At 71.5% G+C, this 16,362-nt stretch carries 14 protein-coding genes and 1 pseudogene; 10 read left to right on the top strand and 5 right to left on the bottom strand.

Going from position 1 to position 16,362, the window contains the following annotated elements; translation table 11 throughout:
* Positions 1–19: 19 nt before the first annotated feature.
* From AC1DWT_RS28680 to AC1DWT_RS28690, 3 genes are read left to right on the top strand one after another with little or no spacing between them, the layout of a single operon-like run.
* Positions 20–1,417, top strand: coding sequence for a DEAD/DEAH box helicase (locus AC1DWT_RS28680; RefSeq protein WP_095860581.1), 1,398 nt, complete (start codon positions 20–22; stop codon positions 1,415–1,417).
* Positions 1,418–1,422: 5 nt separating this feature from the next.
* On the top strand, positions 1,423–2,301 hold the full coding sequence (locus tag AC1DWT_RS28685; protein ID WP_477923230.1) for a DMT family transporter: 879 nt from the start codon (positions 1,423–1,425) through the stop codon (positions 2,299–2,301).
* A gap of 3 nt (positions 2,302–2,304) precedes the next feature.
* Positions 2,305–3,741: a GuaB1 family IMP dehydrogenase-related protein gene (locus AC1DWT_RS28690; RefSeq protein ID WP_206015448.1), complete on the top strand. Its 1,437-nt coding sequence runs from the start codon at positions 2,305–2,307 to the stop codon at positions 3,739–3,741.
* A gap of 71 nt (positions 3,742–3,812) precedes the next feature.
* Here AC1DWT_RS28690 and AC1DWT_RS28695 read toward each other — a convergent pair whose 3' ends face one another.
* On the bottom strand, positions 3,813–4,055 hold the full coding sequence (locus tag AC1DWT_RS28695) for a hypothetical protein (RefSeq protein WP_241031567.1): 243 nt from the start codon (positions 4,053–4,055) through the stop codon (positions 3,813–3,815).
* On the opposite strand from AC1DWT_RS28695, the gene AC1DWT_RS28700 reads away from it, so the two are divergent.
* The 4 genes from AC1DWT_RS28700 to AC1DWT_RS28715 are packed head-to-tail and all read left to right on the top strand — an operon-like array spanning position 4,048 to position 8,647.
* On the top strand, positions 4,048–5,418 hold the full coding sequence (locus tag AC1DWT_RS28700) for a hemolysin family protein (protein WP_206015447.1): 1,371 nt from the start codon (positions 4,048–4,050) through the stop codon (positions 5,416–5,418). The two genes, AC1DWT_RS28695 and AC1DWT_RS28700, sit on opposite strands and share 8 nt — an antisense overlap.
* Positions 5,411–6,499: a hemolysin family protein gene (locus AC1DWT_RS28705; RefSeq protein ID WP_072942022.1), complete on the top strand. Its 1,089-nt coding sequence runs from the start codon at positions 5,411–5,413 to the stop codon at positions 6,497–6,499. Before AC1DWT_RS28700 ends, AC1DWT_RS28705 begins: the two co-directional genes overlap by 8 nt.
* A 4-nt stretch (positions 6,500–6,503) precedes the next feature.
* Entirely contained in the window at positions 6,504–7,364 is an 861-nt protein-coding gene (locus AC1DWT_RS28710) for a 3-methyladenine DNA glycosylase (protein WP_072942023.1), read from the top strand.
* Complete coding sequence (locus AC1DWT_RS28715; protein WP_206015446.1) at positions 7,361–8,647, top strand: CoA transferase; 1,287 nt, start codon at positions 7,361–7,363, stop codon at positions 8,645–8,647. The genes AC1DWT_RS28710 and AC1DWT_RS28715 overlap by 4 nt, the downstream gene beginning before the upstream one ends.
* Here AC1DWT_RS28715 and AC1DWT_RS28720 read toward each other — a convergent pair.
* Positions 8,631–9,260 (bottom strand): maleylpyruvate isomerase family mycothiol-dependent enzyme, encoded by a 630-nt coding sequence (locus tag AC1DWT_RS28720; protein WP_206015445.1) that lies wholly within the window; start codon positions 9,258–9,260, stop codon positions 8,631–8,633. The genes AC1DWT_RS28715 and AC1DWT_RS28720 overlap by 17 nt on opposite strands.
* A gap of 90 nt (positions 9,261–9,350) precedes the next feature.
* Between AC1DWT_RS28720 and AC1DWT_RS28725 the strand changes: the two genes are divergently transcribed.
* Positions 9,351–9,818 carry an OsmC family protein gene (locus AC1DWT_RS28725; RefSeq protein ID WP_206015444.1) on the top strand — a complete coding sequence of 156 codons (468 nt, stop codon included), beginning with the start codon at positions 9,351–9,353 and terminating at the stop codon, positions 9,816–9,818.
* Positions 9,815–10,846: a nucleoside hydrolase gene (locus tag AC1DWT_RS28730; protein WP_072942026.1), complete on the top strand. Its 1,032-nt coding sequence runs from the start codon at positions 9,815–9,817 to the stop codon at positions 10,844–10,846. The genes AC1DWT_RS28725 and AC1DWT_RS28730 overlap by 4 nt, the downstream gene beginning before the upstream one ends.
* Here AC1DWT_RS28730 and meaB read toward each other — a convergent pair.
* The 3 genes from meaB to AC1DWT_RS28745 are packed head-to-tail and all read right to left on the bottom strand — an operon-like array spanning position 10,835 to position 16,018.
* Positions 10,835–11,839 (bottom strand): methylmalonyl Co-A mutase-associated GTPase MeaB, encoded by a 1,005-nt coding sequence (meaB, locus tag AC1DWT_RS28735; protein ID WP_095860588.1) that lies wholly within the window; start codon positions 11,837–11,839, stop codon positions 10,835–10,837. The genes AC1DWT_RS28730 and meaB overlap by 12 nt on opposite strands.
* A 1-nt stretch (position 11,840) precedes the next feature.
* On the bottom strand, positions 11,841–14,105 hold the full coding sequence (gene scpA / locus AC1DWT_RS28740; RefSeq protein WP_477923231.1) for a methylmalonyl-CoA mutase: 2,265 nt from the start codon (positions 14,103–14,105) through the stop codon (positions 11,841–11,843).
* On the bottom strand, positions 14,102–16,018 hold the full coding sequence (locus AC1DWT_RS28745; RefSeq protein ID WP_206015443.1) for a methylmalonyl-CoA mutase family protein: 1,917 nt from the start codon (positions 16,016–16,018) through the stop codon (positions 14,102–14,104). The genes scpA and AC1DWT_RS28745 overlap by 4 nt, the downstream gene beginning before the upstream one ends.
* A 117-nt stretch (positions 16,019–16,135) precedes the next feature.
* On the opposite strand from AC1DWT_RS28745, the pseudogene AC1DWT_RS28750 reads away from it, so the two are divergent.
* Positions 16,136–16,362 (top strand): annotated as a pseudogene (locus tag AC1DWT_RS28750) (PaaI family thioesterase); the annotation flags it as partial.

The raw sequence follows: 16,362 nt of genomic DNA on the forward strand, positions 1-16,362 counted from the left end.
AGGCGGTAGCCTTCTCGATATGCCCGACGACGAGTTCTCCTCGCCCGCACCGGTGGGTGAGACGTTCCTCGCGCTCGGTCTCCCCGCGGTGATGACCCACGCCCTCGACCGCGGCGGCATCGCCGCGCCGTTCCCGATCCAGGCGGCCACCATTCCCGACGTCCTCACGGGCCGGGACGTGCTGGGCCGGGCGCCGACCGGGTCGGGAAAGACCCTCGCGTTCGGGTTGCCGATGCTCGTGCGGCTCAAGGGCGCCGCCAGCAGGCGCGGGTACCCGCGCGGCGTCGTGCTGGTGCCCACCCGCGAGCTGGCTGTGCAGATCGAACGCGCACTGGACGAGCCGGCCCTGTCGGTGGGGTTGCGGGTGGCGAACGTCGTCGGCGGGGTTCCGATCAAACGGCAGGTCGAGACGCTGTCGCGGGGTGTCGACCTGCTGATCGCGACGCCGGGGCGCCTCGCCGACCACCTGTCGCAGGGCTCGGTGTCCCTCGACGACGTGACGGTGCTGGCCCTCGACGAGGCCGACCACATGGCGGACCTGGGGTTCCTGCCGCAGGTCACGGCAATCCTCGACAAGACGCCGGCCGGGGGGCAGCGGCTGCTGTTCTCGGCGACCCTCGACGGGGAGGTCGACACCCTCGTGCGCCGGTACCTGCACGACCCGGTGACGCATTCGACGGCGCCGGTCGCGGCGGCGGTGCCGACGATGCGGCACCACCTGCTGTACGTCGACCGGCAGGACAAGTATTCCGTTGTGGCACATATCGGTTCACGGTCGGGGCGGACGTTGATGTTCGTGCGCACCAAGTACGGTGTGGACCGGGTGGCGCAGGAACTGCACGCCGCCGGCATCGCGGCCGGGGCCCTGCACGGCGGCAAGGCGCAGAACAACCGCACCCGCACCCTGGAGTCGTTCGCCGACGGCACCACCCCGGTCCTGGTGGCCACCGACGTGGCGGCCCGCGGCATCCACGTGGACGGCATCACGCTCGTCGTGCACGTCGATCCGCCCACCGAGGCCAAGGACTACCTGCACCGGGCGGGGCGCACCGCCCGCGCGGGCGAGTCCGGGGTGGTGGTCACCCTTGTCACCGAGGACGAGCGGGCCGCGGTCGAGAAGCTGACCCGCAAGGCCGGTCTCGACGTCACCGGCACCCCGGTGCGGCCGGGTGACCGGGTGCTGGCCGAGCTCACCGGGGCCCGCCGTCCCACCGGGAAGGCCGTCCCCGCACCGGACACCCGGGCGCAGGCGCAGGACACCCCGAAGAAGGGCAGGCAGGCGCACGACCCCGCGGGTCGCGCCGCCCGCCGCGGCAGGCCCGGCGACGGCGGAGCGGCCCGGTCGGGTGCGCGCCGCGGCCGGAAACCCGGACCTGCGTCAACTCCCCACGGACACCGCAACCGCGGGGCACACTGAGAGGCATGTCCCTGCCGTTCGCGTCGGTCGTGTGCGCGCTGATCGCGGCGCTGCTGTTCGCGTGCGCGTCGGTCGCGCAGCAGAGTGCCGCGTCCGAGGTCCCCGAGGACGCCGCGTTCCTGGCCACCCTGCTGCGCAGTCCCCGCTGGTGGGCCGGCATCGTCGGGGACGGCGGCGGCTACGTGATGCAGGCGGTGGCGCTGGCGCTGGGGTCGGTGCTCGTGGTGCAGCCGCTGCTGGTGACGGCGCTGCTGTTCGCGTTGCCGCTGTCGGCGAAGTTCTCCGGGTACCGGCTCAGCCGCACCACGTGGGCCCTCGCCGTCGCGCTGGCCGTGGCGCTCGCGATCTTCCTGGTGATCGGCGACCCCACCGAGGGGAACATCGACGCCCCGTTCCGGGAATGGGTGGTGCCCCTCGGCATCCTGCTCGCCGTGGTGGCGGCCGCGGCCRCGGCGGGGATGACGAAGATCGACCCCGGGTGGCGGGCCCTGCTGCTCGGCGGGGCGGGCGGCATCCTGTATGGGGTGGCGGTCGCGTTCACCAAGTACGTCGTCGAACTCGTCCCCCGCGGGTTGTGGGCGGTGCTGAGCAGCTGGCAGGCGTGGGCGCTGGTCGCCGCCGGGCTGGCCGGGGTGTATCTGCAGCAACGCGGCTTCCAGGTGGGGCCGCTGTCCGCGTCGCTGCCCGCGCTGACCATCGCCGAACCGCTCGCCGCCGTGTTCCTCGGCATGACCGTCCTCGACGAACGCCTGCGGGTCGCAGGACCCGGACTGGTGGTGGTCGGCTGCTCGGTCGCGGTGATGCTGGTGGCCACGATCGGACTGTCCAGGTCGCAGGCTCAGCGGACATCCGGCATCGCCGCAATTTCCCCGGTATCGTCCTGAAATGTGCAGTTCCTCGACGGGCATCGCCCTCCCTATGACCTGACGTACGACGACGTGTTCCTGGTGCCCAACCGCACCGAGGTCACGTCGCGATTCGACGTCGACCTGGCCACCGCCGACGGTTCGGGCACCACCATCCCGATCGTCGTCGCGAACATGACGGCGGTGTCCGGGCGCCGCATGGCCGAAACCGTCGCCCGCCGTGGTGGTCTGGTGGTCCTCCCGCAGGACCTTCCCGCCCGTGCCGTCGCGGAGACCGTGGCCTTCGTCAAGAGCAGGCACCTGGTCGCCGACACCCCGGTCACCCTCGGCCCCGACGCCGCCGTGTCCGACGCGCTGGCGCTGCTGCCGAAGCGGGCGCACGGCGCCGTCGTCGTCGTCGAGGACGACCGCCCCGTCGGTGTCGTCACCGAGGCCTCCTGCGCGGACGTCGACCGGTTCGCGCGGCTGCGCGCGGTGGCGCTGACCGACTTCGTCACCGCCCCCGACTCCGCGTCGCCGCGGGAGGTGTTCGAACTCCTCGACGGCACGCACGACTCCCTCGCCGTGATCGTGCACCCGGACGGCACCCTCGCCGGTGTCCTCACCCGCACCGGCGCCATCCGGGACGGCATCTACCAGCCCGCCGTCGACGGCAACGGGAAGCTGCGGGTGGCCGCGGCCGTCGGCGTCAACGGCGACGTCGCCGCGAAGGCGCGCGCCCTCGTCGATGCCGGGGCCGACCTGCTGGTCGTCGACACCGCGCACGGCCACCAGCAGAAGATGATCGACGTCCTCGGCGCACTGAAGAAGGCCGATCTCGGGGTGCCGCTGGTCGCAGGCAACGTCGTGTCCGCCGCCGGCACCCGGGACCTGATCGACGCGGGCGCCGACATCGTGAAGGTCGGGGTCGGGCCGGGCGCGATGTGCACCACCCGGATGATGACGGGGGTGGGCAGGCCGCAGTTCTCCGCCGTCGAGGAATGCGCCGCGCAGGCCCGCGCGATGGGTGCGCACGTGTGGGCGGACGGAGGCGTCCGTCACCCCCGCGACGTGTCGCTCGCCCTGGCCGCGGGCGCGGCGAACGTGATGATCGGATCGTGGTTCGCCGGCACCTACGAGTCGCCCGGCGACCTGCGCGTGGACCAGTCCGGCAACGCGTACAAGGAGAGCTTCGGGATGGCCTCCAAGCGCGCGGTCGCGGCGCGCACCGCCACCGACACCGCCTTCGACCGGGCCCGGAAAGGGCTGTTCGAGGAGGGTATTTCGAGTTCCCGGATGCGCTTGGACCCGGAGCGTCCCGGCGTCGAGGACCTGATCGACCACATCTGTTCCGGGGTGCGCAGCACCTGCACGTACGCGGGCGCGCGGACGCTGGCGGAACTGCACGAGCGGGCCGTTCTCGGTGTGCAGTCGGCCGCCGGGTTCGCGGAGGGTCGCCCGCTGCCGGCCGGCTGGTGAGGACTGCATCCTGAAGTGCCGGAGGGTGTCCTGTTCCACGGAACCGGACATCCCCCGGTATCATGGGTCGCTCAACCACACCAGTTCTCGGCGCCGGACCCGTCCGGGCCGTCGAGGCCGAACGAGAGGACTCCGGTGCCCGCGGCACCCACATACGCAGCAAGCGCTCCACCCGCCGTCTCCGGGAGTGTCGTCCCCTCCTGCTCCGTGGAATCGGACTCCGATTCCGCCGGTTCGGAGGGCTCCTCTATCGAGCCGGGTGACAAACCCGGCGACCCCCGTTCCTCCGCCCGGCGGCGATGACCGATGGACATCGCGCTCAGCATTCTCGCCCTGCTCGGCTTTCTCGCCCTGACCGCGGGTACCGCGTTGTTCGTGGCGGCCGAGTTCTCCCTCACCGCCCTCGAACGCAGCACCGTCGACGCGCACGCCCGCACCGGTGACCGGCGGGCCCGGCAGGTGCAGCACGCGCACCGCACCCTGTCGTTCCAGTTGTCGGGGGCCCAGCTCGGCATCACCATCACCACGCTGATCACCGGCTACCTGTCCGAACCGGTCCTGGCACGCTTCATCACCCCGGTGCTGTCCGCGATCGGCTTCAGTGAATCTGCCGCTGCGGCAACGTCTTTGGTGATCGCCCTGATTCTCGCGACCTCGTTCTCGATGGTGTTCGGCGAACTCGTGCCGAAGAACCTCGCCATCGCGCACCCCTTGCCCACGGCGCGGGCGACGGCCGGGATGCAGGCCGCGTTCTCGCTGATCTTCAAATGGGCCATCAACGGGCTCAACGGAAGCGCGAACTGGCTGGTGCGACGCCTCGGCATCGAACCGGCCGAGGAGTTGCGGTCCGCGCGGTCCCCGCAGGAACTCGGTTCGCTCGTGCGGACGTCCGCGCAGCGCGGCGCCATCGACAAGGGCACGGCGCTGCTGGTCAACCGCTCGCTGCGCTTCGGCGAACGCACCGCGGAGGAACTGATGACCCCGCGCGTGAAGATCGAGACCCTGTCCACCACGGACACGGTGGCCGATCTGATCGACACCGCCGCCCGCACCGGGTTCTCCCGCTTCCCCGTCGTCGACGGCGACCTGGACGACGCCGTCGGCATCGTCCACATCAAGCACGCGTTCGCGGTGACCGCGCAACGCCGCCGCACCACCCGCCTCAACACGCTGGCCCAGAAGGTGCCGGTGGTGCCGTCCAGCCTCGACGGCGACGCGCTGATGGAACGGATCCGGTCCGACGGCATGCAGGTCGCGTTCGTCGTCGACGAATACGGCGGCACCGCCGGGATGGTCACCATGGAGGACCTGATCGAGGAAATCGTCGGCGACGTCCGCGACGAGCACGACGAACCGGAGATCGACGTCCAGCGGATCGGCGACAGCTGGTCCTGCTCCGGGCTGCTGCGCGTCGACGAGGTGTCCGAGACCACCGGCTACACCGCCCCCGAGGGGGAATACGAAACCCTCGGCGGTCTCGTGCTCACCGAACTCGGGCGGATCCCCGACGAGGGCGACGAGGTGCAACTCCCGCTGGCCGAGGGCGCGCACGACCCCGGCGGCCGGTGGGTGGCCACCGTGACCCACATGGACGGCCGGCGCATCGACCGGGTGCTGCTCACCCCGAAACCCGATCGGACCACCGGCACCGGCAGCGAGGAGGACGACGATGAGTGACCTCTTCGGTGTGCTGCTCACGTTCGTGCTGCTCGCGGGCAACGCCTTCTTCGTCGGCGCCGAGTTCGCGCTGATCTCGGCGCGCCGCGACCGGCTCGAGGCCCTCGAATCGCAGGGCAAGAAACGCGCCCGCACCGTGATCCTCGCGGGCGAGAACCTGTCGCTGATGCTGGCCGCCGCGCAGCTCGGCATCACCATCTGCTCGATCCTGCTCGGCAAGGTCGCCGAACCGGCGATCGCGCATCTCCTCGAGGTCCCGCTGCACGCGGTCGGGCTGCCCGCCGGGCTGCTGCACCCGATCGCGTTCACGATCGCGCTGGCGCTCGTCGTGGTGCTGCACATCCTGCTCGGTGAGATGGTGCCGAAGAACATCGCCCTGGCGGGCCCGGAGCGGACGGCGATGCTGCTGGTCCCGGTGCACCTGGTGTTCATCAAGCTGGCCCGGCCGCTGATCTCGTTCTACAACCTGTGCGCCAACCTGACGCTGCGGTTGCTGCGGGTGGAGCCGAAGGACGAACTCGACGTCACCGTGTCGGCGGTGGAACTGTCCGAGATGATCGGCGAATCCCGGTCCGAGGGGCTGATCGACGCGGAGGAGCACCGCCGGCTCACCCAGGCGCTGGAGACCACGGACCGCACCGTCACCGAGGTGATGATCCCGCTCAGCGAGGCACGGACCATACCCCTGACGGAGGGTGGTACCCGGCTCGGCGCCATCGAGCAGGCCGTCGTCGAGACCGGCTACTCCCGGTACCCGGTGCGCGCCGAGGACGGGTCGCTGGTCGGGTATCTGCACCTGAAGGACGTGCTCGACGACATCCTCGACGAGGAGGCCGGACCCGACACCCTGATTCCGCGGTCGGACATCCGCCCGCTGCCGCGGATGTCGACCACCACCCCGCTCGCGGAGGCACTGGCGAGTCTGCGCCGCGCCAGCTCCCACCTGGGGGCGGCGGCGGACCCGTCGGGGCAGATCGTCGGCATCGTCGCCCTCGAGGACCTCGTCGAGGAATACGTGGGCACCGTCCGCGACGGCACCCACCGGAACAACGGCGTCAATCCGGGACAGCGAACGAGCTGATCGGATGAACGTTCTGGACGCGTCGGAATGGATCCCTCGCCGCGACCGGCACCGGGCGAGGGTGTCCGCGCTGATCGGGCCGCACCTCGAGCGGCGGGACCGCGGGGCGACCCACCCGGTGAACGACTTCCTGTTCACCTATTACAGCTACCGGCCGAACCAGCTGCTCCGCTGGCACGCCGGGTGGGGCACCGTCCTCGCCGGCGCGGACGAGTACGCCGACCTCCGCGGCTATCACCGCGCCGACGGCGGTGTCACCGTCGACCCGGAGTTCCTGCGGCGCCGCGCGGACACGGTCGCGTTCACTGCCCGACTGATGGAGGCGACCGGTGGGCGGCCCCCGCACCTGTCCTGCTTCGGCCTGCACGAGTGGGCGATGGTGTACCGGTCCGAGGAGGTGCGGCACGGCGGCGTGCCGCTGCGGCTCGGGGCGGGCGGCACCGACTCCGTGGTGGAGTCGCTGCAACTGCGCTGCACCCATTACGACGCGTACCGCTTCTTCACCCCGGCCGCCGAACCCCGGAACAGCGTGCCGCTGACCCGGGCCGACCAGCTCGGCCGGGAGCAGCCCGGGTGCCTGCATGCGTCGATGGATCTGTACAAGTACTGCTACAAGCTCGCGCCGATGATCGACTCGGACCTGACCGTCGACTGCTTCGAACTGGCGCTTGCCGCACGGGAACTCGACATGCGGGCCAGCCCGTACGACCTGAGCGGATACGGCTACACCCCGATCCCGATCGAGACCCCGCACGGCCGCGCCGAATACGTCCGGGAGCAGGCCGCGCTGGCCGCCCGCGCCGCACCGCTGCGTGCCGCGTTGCACGACCGGTGCCGCCGGTTGCTCGCCGCCGTGGGGCCGTGACTCCCCCGGTGCCCGTCCACGCCGGGGACTACCTGGCGGCCCGCCTCCCCGTGTACGCGGTGGCGGCGGGCTCGCTGACCGCCCTCACCGGCGCCGTCGACCGGTTCGACCGCGCGCACGGCCGCGACCCCCGGCAGTGGCGGCTCGACCCCGAGCGGATCGCCGCGTCGTTCGCGAGCGACCGTCTGCTGCGGTTGTCGGGCGCCCCGGTGTCCGGTTTCGCGGAGCTGTCGGGGTTCTTTCCGGCGTCGGACGGCTGGGTGCGGACCCACGCCAACTACCCGCACCACCGCACCCGGCTGCTGTCGGCGCTCGACCTGTCCGCCGACGCCGGCCGGGACGCGGTGGCCGCCCGGATCGGGACCCTCACCGCCGCCGAGATCGAGGATCGGGCCGCCGCCGCGCAGGCCGTCGCGGTGCGGGTGCGGACCGCGGCGGAGTGGGCGGCGAGCCCGCAGGGGGCGGCCGCCGCGGCCGGCGACCTCGTGTCCACCGTGGTGCACGCCGCCGGGCAGCGCTCCCGCATCGTTCCCGGTCCGGGACCGTTGGCGGGGGTGCGGGTTCTGGACCTGACCCGGGTGATCGCGGGCCCCGTCGCCACCCGCACGCTGGCGCTGCTCGGCGCCGAGGTGCTGCGGATCGATCCCCCGTCGCTCCCCGAGATCGTCGTGCAGCACCGCGACACCGGGCAGGGCAAGCGGTCCGCGCTGCTCGACGTGCGGTCCGCGGACGGCCGAGCGGTGTGGGACCGCCTGCTCGCCGGGGCGGACGTGGTCGTCACCGGCTACCGTCCGGGCGCGCTGGACGGGCTGTTCGACCACGCCCCACCGCATCTGGTGCGGGGACGGGTGTGCGCGTGGGGCGGCTCCGGTCCCTGGGCGGACCGGCGGGGATTCGACAGCATCGTCCAGGCGGCGTCGGGGATCGCGACGATCGAGGGCGTCGGCGACATTCCGGGCGCGCTGCCCGCGCAGGCACTCGATCACGCCACCGGGTATCTGCTCGCCGCCGGCATCGTCGACGCCCTCGCCGCCGGGTACACCGACGGGCGCGGCCGCTCCGTCGACGTGTCCCTGGCCCGCACCGCGGCGTGGCTGCTGACCGCGGACGGCCGATCCGAGGATCCGCCGCCGCCGGCGGTGCCCGGACCCCGCTGCCTCACCGCGCACGGCGACCTGGTGACGGCCCGCCCCGCCCTGGCCGAATTCGACGACTACCCGTTCCCGGCCCGTCCCTGGGGCGGCGACGTCCCCGCCTGGCCCGGGCTCACCCCGTCGCCGTGAACCGTGCGCTCGGTTCCCCGCGCAGATGTCCCGGCGGCAACCGGCGACCGCACAGCACGAGGAGCAGGTCCTGGGCGGAACCGCGCAGCGGCGCACCCACACCGAAGGTCCAGGTTCGATCGTCCGCCGTCAACTGCACGCCCGTCAGGTCGACGCCGAAGTACTTCACGTGCTTCGGGCCGACGCCGCCGAGGACCCGGTCGAGGCGGTCGTCCGGGACCCGCCTGCCCAGGCCGAGCGCCACCGACACGTCGAGACCGTGGATCACGTCGTGGGACAGTGCCCCCTCGAAGCCGCCTCCCGGCGGCGTCCACGGGTGCGCGACGTTCTCCTCCAGTGTGCGCAGTAGCGCGCCGGCGGTCAGGGTCCGCGCGTCCTCGCGAGCCTGCGCGTCCGACATCCGGTTGAATTTGCCGCGCGCCTTCACCATCTTCAGCAGGATCCGCGGCGTCGACAGGCGATACGGCATGGTGATGTGCGCGATCACCTCCCGGGTGCGCCACCCCGCGCACAGCGACGGCGCGTCCCATTGCTCCGGCGTCAGTCCCGCCAGCATCGACGCCAGGTCGCGCCGCTCCCCCGCGACCCAGTCCGGGGCCGTGTCCCGTGCCATGTCCGTCTCCTCCGGTCGCCGTGTCGTGCTCTACGTGAACAGACCGTGCCCGCCCGCGAAACTCATCGCACGGCCGTGAAGAATGATCGCGTGAGCACACACGACTACACGCTGACGGTCACCTGGACCGGCAACCGCGGCGCGGGGACGTCGGGCCCCGACACCTACGACCGGGACCACGTGATCGCGGCGGCCGGCAAACCGGATCTGCCGGGCAGCGCCGACCCGTCGTTCCGCGGCGACGCCGCCCGCTGGAATCCGGAGGAACTGCTCGTCGCGTCGCTGTCGCAGTGTCACATGCTCTGGTATCTGGGCCTGGCCGCCGCGGCCGGTGTGGTCGTCGTCGACTACCGGGACGACCCGACGGGCACGATGGTCGAACACCCGGACGGCGCAGGCGAATTCACCGAGGTGGTGCTGCATCCCACGGTCACCGTCGCGGAGGCGGCGATGGCCGCGCGCGCCGAGTCGCTGCACGCCCGGGCGCACGCGAAGTGCTTCATCGCCCGGTCGGTCGCGTTCCCCGTGCACCACCGGCCGACGGTGGTGACGGCGTGAGCAGGCAGCGGCTGATCGTCGACGTCGACACCGGCATCGACGACTCCCTCGCCCTGCTGTACCTGCTGGCCAGCCCGGAGGCCCAGATCGCGGGCATCGCCAGCACCGCGGGCAACGTGCCCGTCGAGCAGGTCGCGGCGAACAACCTGAACTGGCTCGAACTGTGCGGGGCACCCGACGTCGAAGTGGCGCTCGGCGCCCGGGTGCCGCTGGACTGCCCGCTGCGCACCACCGAGGACACGCACGGCCCGCAGGGCATCGGGTACGCCGTCCTCCCCCCGTCCGGCCGGTCGCTGTCCGAGCGGGACGCGACCAGCCTGTGGGTGGACCTGGTCCGGGACGCTCCCGGGGAGCTGACCGGGCTGGTGACCGGGCCGCTGACGAACCTGGCCCTCGCGATCCGCGAGGAACCGGAACTGCCCCGGATGCTGCGGCGCCTGGTCGTGATGGGCGGGGCGTTCAACCACCCCGGCAACACGACCCCCACCAGTGAATGGAACGTGTCGGTGGATCCGGAGGCGGCCAAGGAGGTGTTCGACGCCTTCTCCGGTCTGCCCGAGGGCAGGCGGCCCATCCTGTGCGGGCTGGACGTCACCGAGACGATCGAGATGACACCGGACCACGTGCGGCGGCTCGCGGAGGCGGCCGGCAGCACCCCCGCCGAGATCATCTCCCCCGACGACGGCCCGCAGGTGCGCTCGACCGCCAGCAACGCGGTGATCCGGCACCTGTCCGACGCCATCCGGTTCTACATGGACTTCCACCGCACCCACGACCAGGGTTTCCTGGCGCACATGCACGACCCGTTCGCGGCGGCCGTGGCACTGAACCCGGCGATCGCACGGACCCGGCCTGCGACCGTCGACGTCGAACTGCACGGCCGGCTCACCCGGGGCACCACGGTCGCCGACTGGGTGGGCCACTGGAACCGGGAACCCAACGTCGACGTCGCGGTGAGCACCGACCCGGCCGCGTTCTTCGACGATCTCGTCGACCGGGTCGGGCGCTTCGCGAAATCAGTCGGCTGACGCGTCCGCACCGTCGAACGCGTCGAGGATCTCGGCGGCGGCCAGCGCCGCCGTCAGGGATCCGTCCCGCACCCGCTGTTCGACGTCGCCGCGGATCGCCTTGACCCTCGTGTTCGACGCGAGGCGGCGCAGCAGCTGGTCGTTGACCATCGTCCACGTCCAGTCCACCTGCTGGCGGCGCCGGTTCTCCTCGAACTGCCCGGCCGCGGTCAGCACGTCCCGATGCTTGCAGACGGTGTTCCAGAAGTCCTCGAGACCGACACCCTCGAGACCGCTCATCGTGATCACCGGCGGCGTCCAGACGGCGTCGTGTGGGTAGATCAGGCGCAGCGCACCGGCGAGTTCCCGGGCGGCGCCCTTCGCCTCCCGCTCGTGCTTGCCGTCCGCCTTGTTCACGGCGACGAGGTCGGCGAGTTCGAGGACCCCCTTCTTGATGCCCTGCAACTGGTCGCCGGTGCGGGCCAGGGTGAGGAAGCAGAAGCAGTCCACCATGTTCGCGACCGTCACCTCGGACTGCCCGACACCGACCGTCTCGACGAGGATCACGTCGAAGCCGGCCGCCTCGAGCAGCACGATCGTCTCGCGGGTCGCCTTCGCGACCCCGCCGAGGGTCCCCGACGTCGGGGACGGCCGGATGTAGGCGTCCTTCTCGACGGTCAGCCGCGCCATCCGTGTCTTGTCGCCCAGGATCGACCCGCCGGTGCGTGTCGACGACGGGTCGACGGCCAGGACCGCCACCCGGTGCCCCTGCCCGATCAGGTGCATCCCGAGCGCGTCGATGAACGTGGACTTCCCGACGCCGGGCACCCCGGTGATCCCGACCCGGTGCGCCTTCCCCGACTCCGGCAGCAGCTCGAGCAGCAGCCGCTGCGCCGCCTCACGGTGATCGGTGCGGGTGGACTCGACCAGGGTGATGGCCTTCGCCAGGCCGGCGCGCTGGTTGGCGCGCACGGCCTGGGCGAGGGCATCGATGTCGACTGGAGGCCGCCCCATGCTATTCCGGGGTGCCCGTCAGGTCGTGGCCGAGCTGCGCGGCCAGCTTCTCGAGCAGACCGCTGGCGGCGTCCGCGATGACCGTCCCCGGCGGGAAGATCGCCGCGGCGCCGGCCTCGTACAGTTCGGCGAAGTCGCCGGGCGGGATGACGCCACCGACCACGATCATGATGTCGGGGCGTCCCACCGCCGCGAGTGCTTCCCGGAGCGCAGGCACCAGCGTGAGGTGACCTGCGGCCAACGACGACACACCGACCACGTGGACGTCGTTGTCGGCCGCCTGGTTGGCGACCTCTTCCGGGGTCTGGAACAGCGGTCCGACGTCCACGTCGAATCCGATGTCCGCGAAGGCCGTGGCGATCACCTTCTGGCCGCGGTCGTGACCGTCCTGCCCCATCTTGGCGATGAGGACACGGGGACGCCGGCCCTCCTCTTCCGCGAACTTCTCGACGAGTTCGGTTGCCTTGTTGATGTTGTCGACCTTCCCGACCTCGTCCCGGTACACCCCGCTGATGGTGCGGATCTCGGCCTGGTGACGCCCGTACACCTTCTCGAGCGCCTCGGAGATCTCCCCGACCGTGGCCTTCGCCCGGGCCGCGTCGATCGCCAGCGCCAGCAGGTTGTTCTCCATGCCGCCTTCGGTGGCCGCGGCGGCGCGGCTCAGTTCCGCGAGCGCCGCCTCGACGGCTCCCGAGTCCCGGTCGGCGCGCAGCCGGTCCAGCTTCTCGAGCTGTTCCTTGCGGACCCGCGAGTTCTCGACCTTGAGGACCTCGATCTCGTCGGCCTCGTCCGGCACGTACTTGTTGACGCCGATCAGCGGCTGCCGGCCAGAGTCGATACGGGCCTGGGTGCGGGCCGCGGCCTCCTCGATGCGCAGCTTCGGGATGCCCTCGCTGATCGCCTGCGCCATGCCGCCGGCCTCTTCGACCTCGGCGATGTGCGCGCGCGCACGGTTCGCCAGCTGGTGGGTGAGCCACTCGACGTAATGCGAACCGCCCCAGGGGTCGATGGGACGGACGGTCCCCGACTCCTGCTGCAGCAGCAGCTGCGTGTTGCGGGCGATGCGGGCGGAGAAGTCCGTCGGCAGGGCGAGGGCCTCGTCGAGTGCGTTGGTGTGCAGCGACTGGGTGTGCCCCTGCGTCGCCGCCATCGCCTCCACACACGTGCGGGCCACGTTGTTGTACACGTCCTGCGCGGTCAGCGACCAGCCCGACGTCTGCGAGTGGGTGCGCAGCGACAACGACTTCGCGGACTTCGGTTCGAACTTCGCGACCAGTTCACTCCACAGCAGGCGGCCGGCGCGCAGCTTCGCGACCTCCATGAAGAAGTTCATGCCGATCGCCCAGAAGAACGACAGCCGCGGCGCGAATTTGTCGATCTCCATGCCCGCGTCGAGGCCGGCGCGGATGTATTCGACACCGTCGGCGAGGGTGTACGCCAGCTCCAGGTCGGCGGTGGCTCCGGCCTCCTGGATGTGGTAGCCGGAGATGGAGATCGAGTTGAACTTCGGCATCTTCGCGCTGGTGTACGCGAAGATGTCGGAGATGATCCGCATCGACGGCTTCGGCGGGTAGATGTAGGTGTTGCGGACCATGAACTCCTTCAGAATGTCGTTCTGAATGGTTCCGGCCAGCTGCTCCGGGGCGACACCCTGCTCCTCGGCGGCCACGACGTACAGCGCGAGGATCGGCAGCACCGCACCGTTCATGGTCATCGACACGCTGACACTGTCGAGCGGGATGTGGTCGAACAGCTGACGCATGTCCAGGATCGAGTCGATCGCCACACCGGCCATGCCGACGTCGCCCTGCACCCGCGGGTGGTCGGAGTCGTAGCCTCGGTGCGTCGCCAGGTCGAACGCCACCGACAGACCCTTCTGACCGGCCGCGAGGTTGCGGCGGTAGAAGGCGTTGGATTCGGCGGCGGTCGAGAAGCCCGCGTACTGGCGGATCGTCCACGGCTGGTTCACGTACATGGTGGGGTACGGCCCGCGCACGAACGGTGCGGCGCCCGGGAAGCTGCCCACCGGGTAGCCCTCGGCCTCGGCGGCGTCCCGGTCGGCCTTGGTGTAGACCGGTTTGACGTCGATGCCCTCGGGGGTGGACCACACCACCTGTTCCGGGCTGTAGTGGTTCGCCGCCGCGGCGGACGCGATCAGCTCGTCCGTCTGCTCCGGCGTCGGAGCGGACGGCTGAGGAGACTGCGGATCCTCCAGTGGCACTTCGGCGAAGCTGCCGATCGCGTGCTTGACCTCGCGAGTAGTCACTTCTTGCTCCCTGTGTCGCCCGAGGAGTCGCTCGGGCTCTCGATGGTGTCGAGCAGGCCGGACAGGACCGAGACTGCGTCGATGCGGGCGGTGACGAATCCGTCGGGCCGGGCGGCGCCGTCCGCGTCGGCGACGACCTTCTCCGGGCCGGCGAGCAGCACGGTGCCGATTCCGGCGGCGCGCAGTTCCTCCACCGCGGCCGTGGCCTCGGCGGCGTACCGCTTGTCGGTGCCGCAGATCACGGCGATGCCGGCGCCGGAGTCCTTCGCGGCGGCGGCGATGCTGCCGTCACCGACCGCGAGGGGGCCGGGGTTGAGTGCCTCGATGCCGCCCGACGCCAGCAGGTTCGCGCTGAACGTGGTCCGCACGTTGTGCTCGGCGACGGGTCCGAGCGGGGCCAGGAACACGGTGGGGCGCGCACCGTTGGCCGCCAGGTAGGCGTCGGAGCGGTCCCGCAGCACCTCGAACGCGGCGGCGTACCGCGCGACGCGGCCGGTGTCCGCGGCGCCCGCGGGCAGCGGTGCCTCGCCGAGGTTCGGGAACTCGTTGACGCCGGTGACGGTGGTCTTGCGGTGCGCGATGTCCGAATCACGTTGCGCGCGGGTGGAAGCGATCCGTTCGCCGATCAGGCCGGCGTCGAGCGCGGCGAGGTAGCCGCCGGCCGCCTCGATCTGCTGGAAGAACTCCCACGCCTTGGCCGCGACCTGCTGGGTGAGGTCCTCGACGTACCAGGACCCGGCCGCGGGGTCGAGCACCCGGCCGAGGTGCGACTCCTCGAGCAGCAGCAGCTGGGTGTTGCGGGCGATGCGCGCGGCGAAGGTCTTCGACACCCCCAGCGCCCCGGCGGGCAGCGCGGAGTCGAACGTCAGCACCGTGACGGCGTCCGCGCCGCCGACGCCGGCACCGAACGCGGCGAGGGTGGTGCGGAGCATGTTCACCCACGGGTCGCGCTGCGCCATCATGGCGGCGGACGTGACGGCATGCTGCGGGGCGCCACCGAAGTCGGAGGCGCCGCACACCTGGGCGATCCGCGCCCACACCAGCCGCGCGGCACGGAACTTGGCGATGGTCTGGAACTGGTCGTCGGTGGCCGAAAACCGGAAGCCGAGCTGCCCGAGGGCCTGCCCGATGGTCAGCCCGCTCGCGGTGAGCACCCGCAGGTACTCGAGCCCCGCCGCGATCGACGCACCGAGTTCCTCGGCGTCGGAGGCGCCTGCGTCGTGAAATACGGTGCCGTCCACGGCGATCGCCCGCACGCTCTCGGACCGGGCCGCGGACTCGGTGGCGAGGGTCACCGCGTCGCCGAGTTCCACGTCGGCAGTACCGGCGAACGCGCTCGTGAGCGGTGCGGCGCCGAGGTCGACACGGACCGCGGTGCGGTCGGTGACCCCGTCGCCGGCGGCGGCACGGGCGTCGAGCAGCGCGAACAGCGCCCGCGCCGCGAGCGGTGCGTCGGTACCGGCGTCGAGGGTCAGCGGGGCGAGGTCGAGGAGCACACCGTCGAGGGCCGTCTCCAGGGACCGGACGGGGAGGTCGGCGCCGCCGACGGCGAGCCACAGGGCGCTGACCCCGTTCTCCAGGGAGTCCAGGACGGAGCGGTTGACGTCCGCGGCTTCCGCACCCTCACCGAAGCGGGCGCTGACCAGCCAGCCGGCGTTGACGTCGCGGGTGGCGTCGGCGCCGCGCACGTAGGGGAAGGTGCCGGGCAGGGGCTGCTCCGGGCGCTCGTCGCGGGGGCTGTACAGCGGTGCGATGGTGACACCGTCGTAGGTGACGGTCTCGAGGAGCTTCTGGGGTTCCGGACCGAGTTCCGCGGCGTCGATCCGACGCGACTTCGCGAGGACTCCGGCCACGGAGTGCTGCCAGTCGGCGTACGCCCGCGCAGCTTCCTCGGTTTCTGAAGCTAGTGACACGGTGTCGGCTTCCTCTCCCTGATGAGCGATCGATCAATACGTTGTGTGACTGTGATGCTAGCCGCAGTTCGGCGCCCCCTATCGTGAGGATCACCACACGATGAATAACCTCAGGTCATGAGCGTTGCGCACGAACCGGCGGTGACCGGTCGCACGAACACCCAGCGGCTGTTCGGGCTCGGTGCGCCGACCCGGGACGTCGACGACCGCGGCGAACCACTCAATCGTATGAGCATGGACATCGCTGCGCTCGCCGCGAAGACCGCCGACATCTCCTAYGGCGGYGTCCTCGCCGTGCTGCTCGACGACCTCCTCGGATTCACGGTGTGGGACCGGCGCGGAAC

The sequence above is a fragment of the Rhodococcus sp. P4_B6 genome (assembly GCF_056402215.1).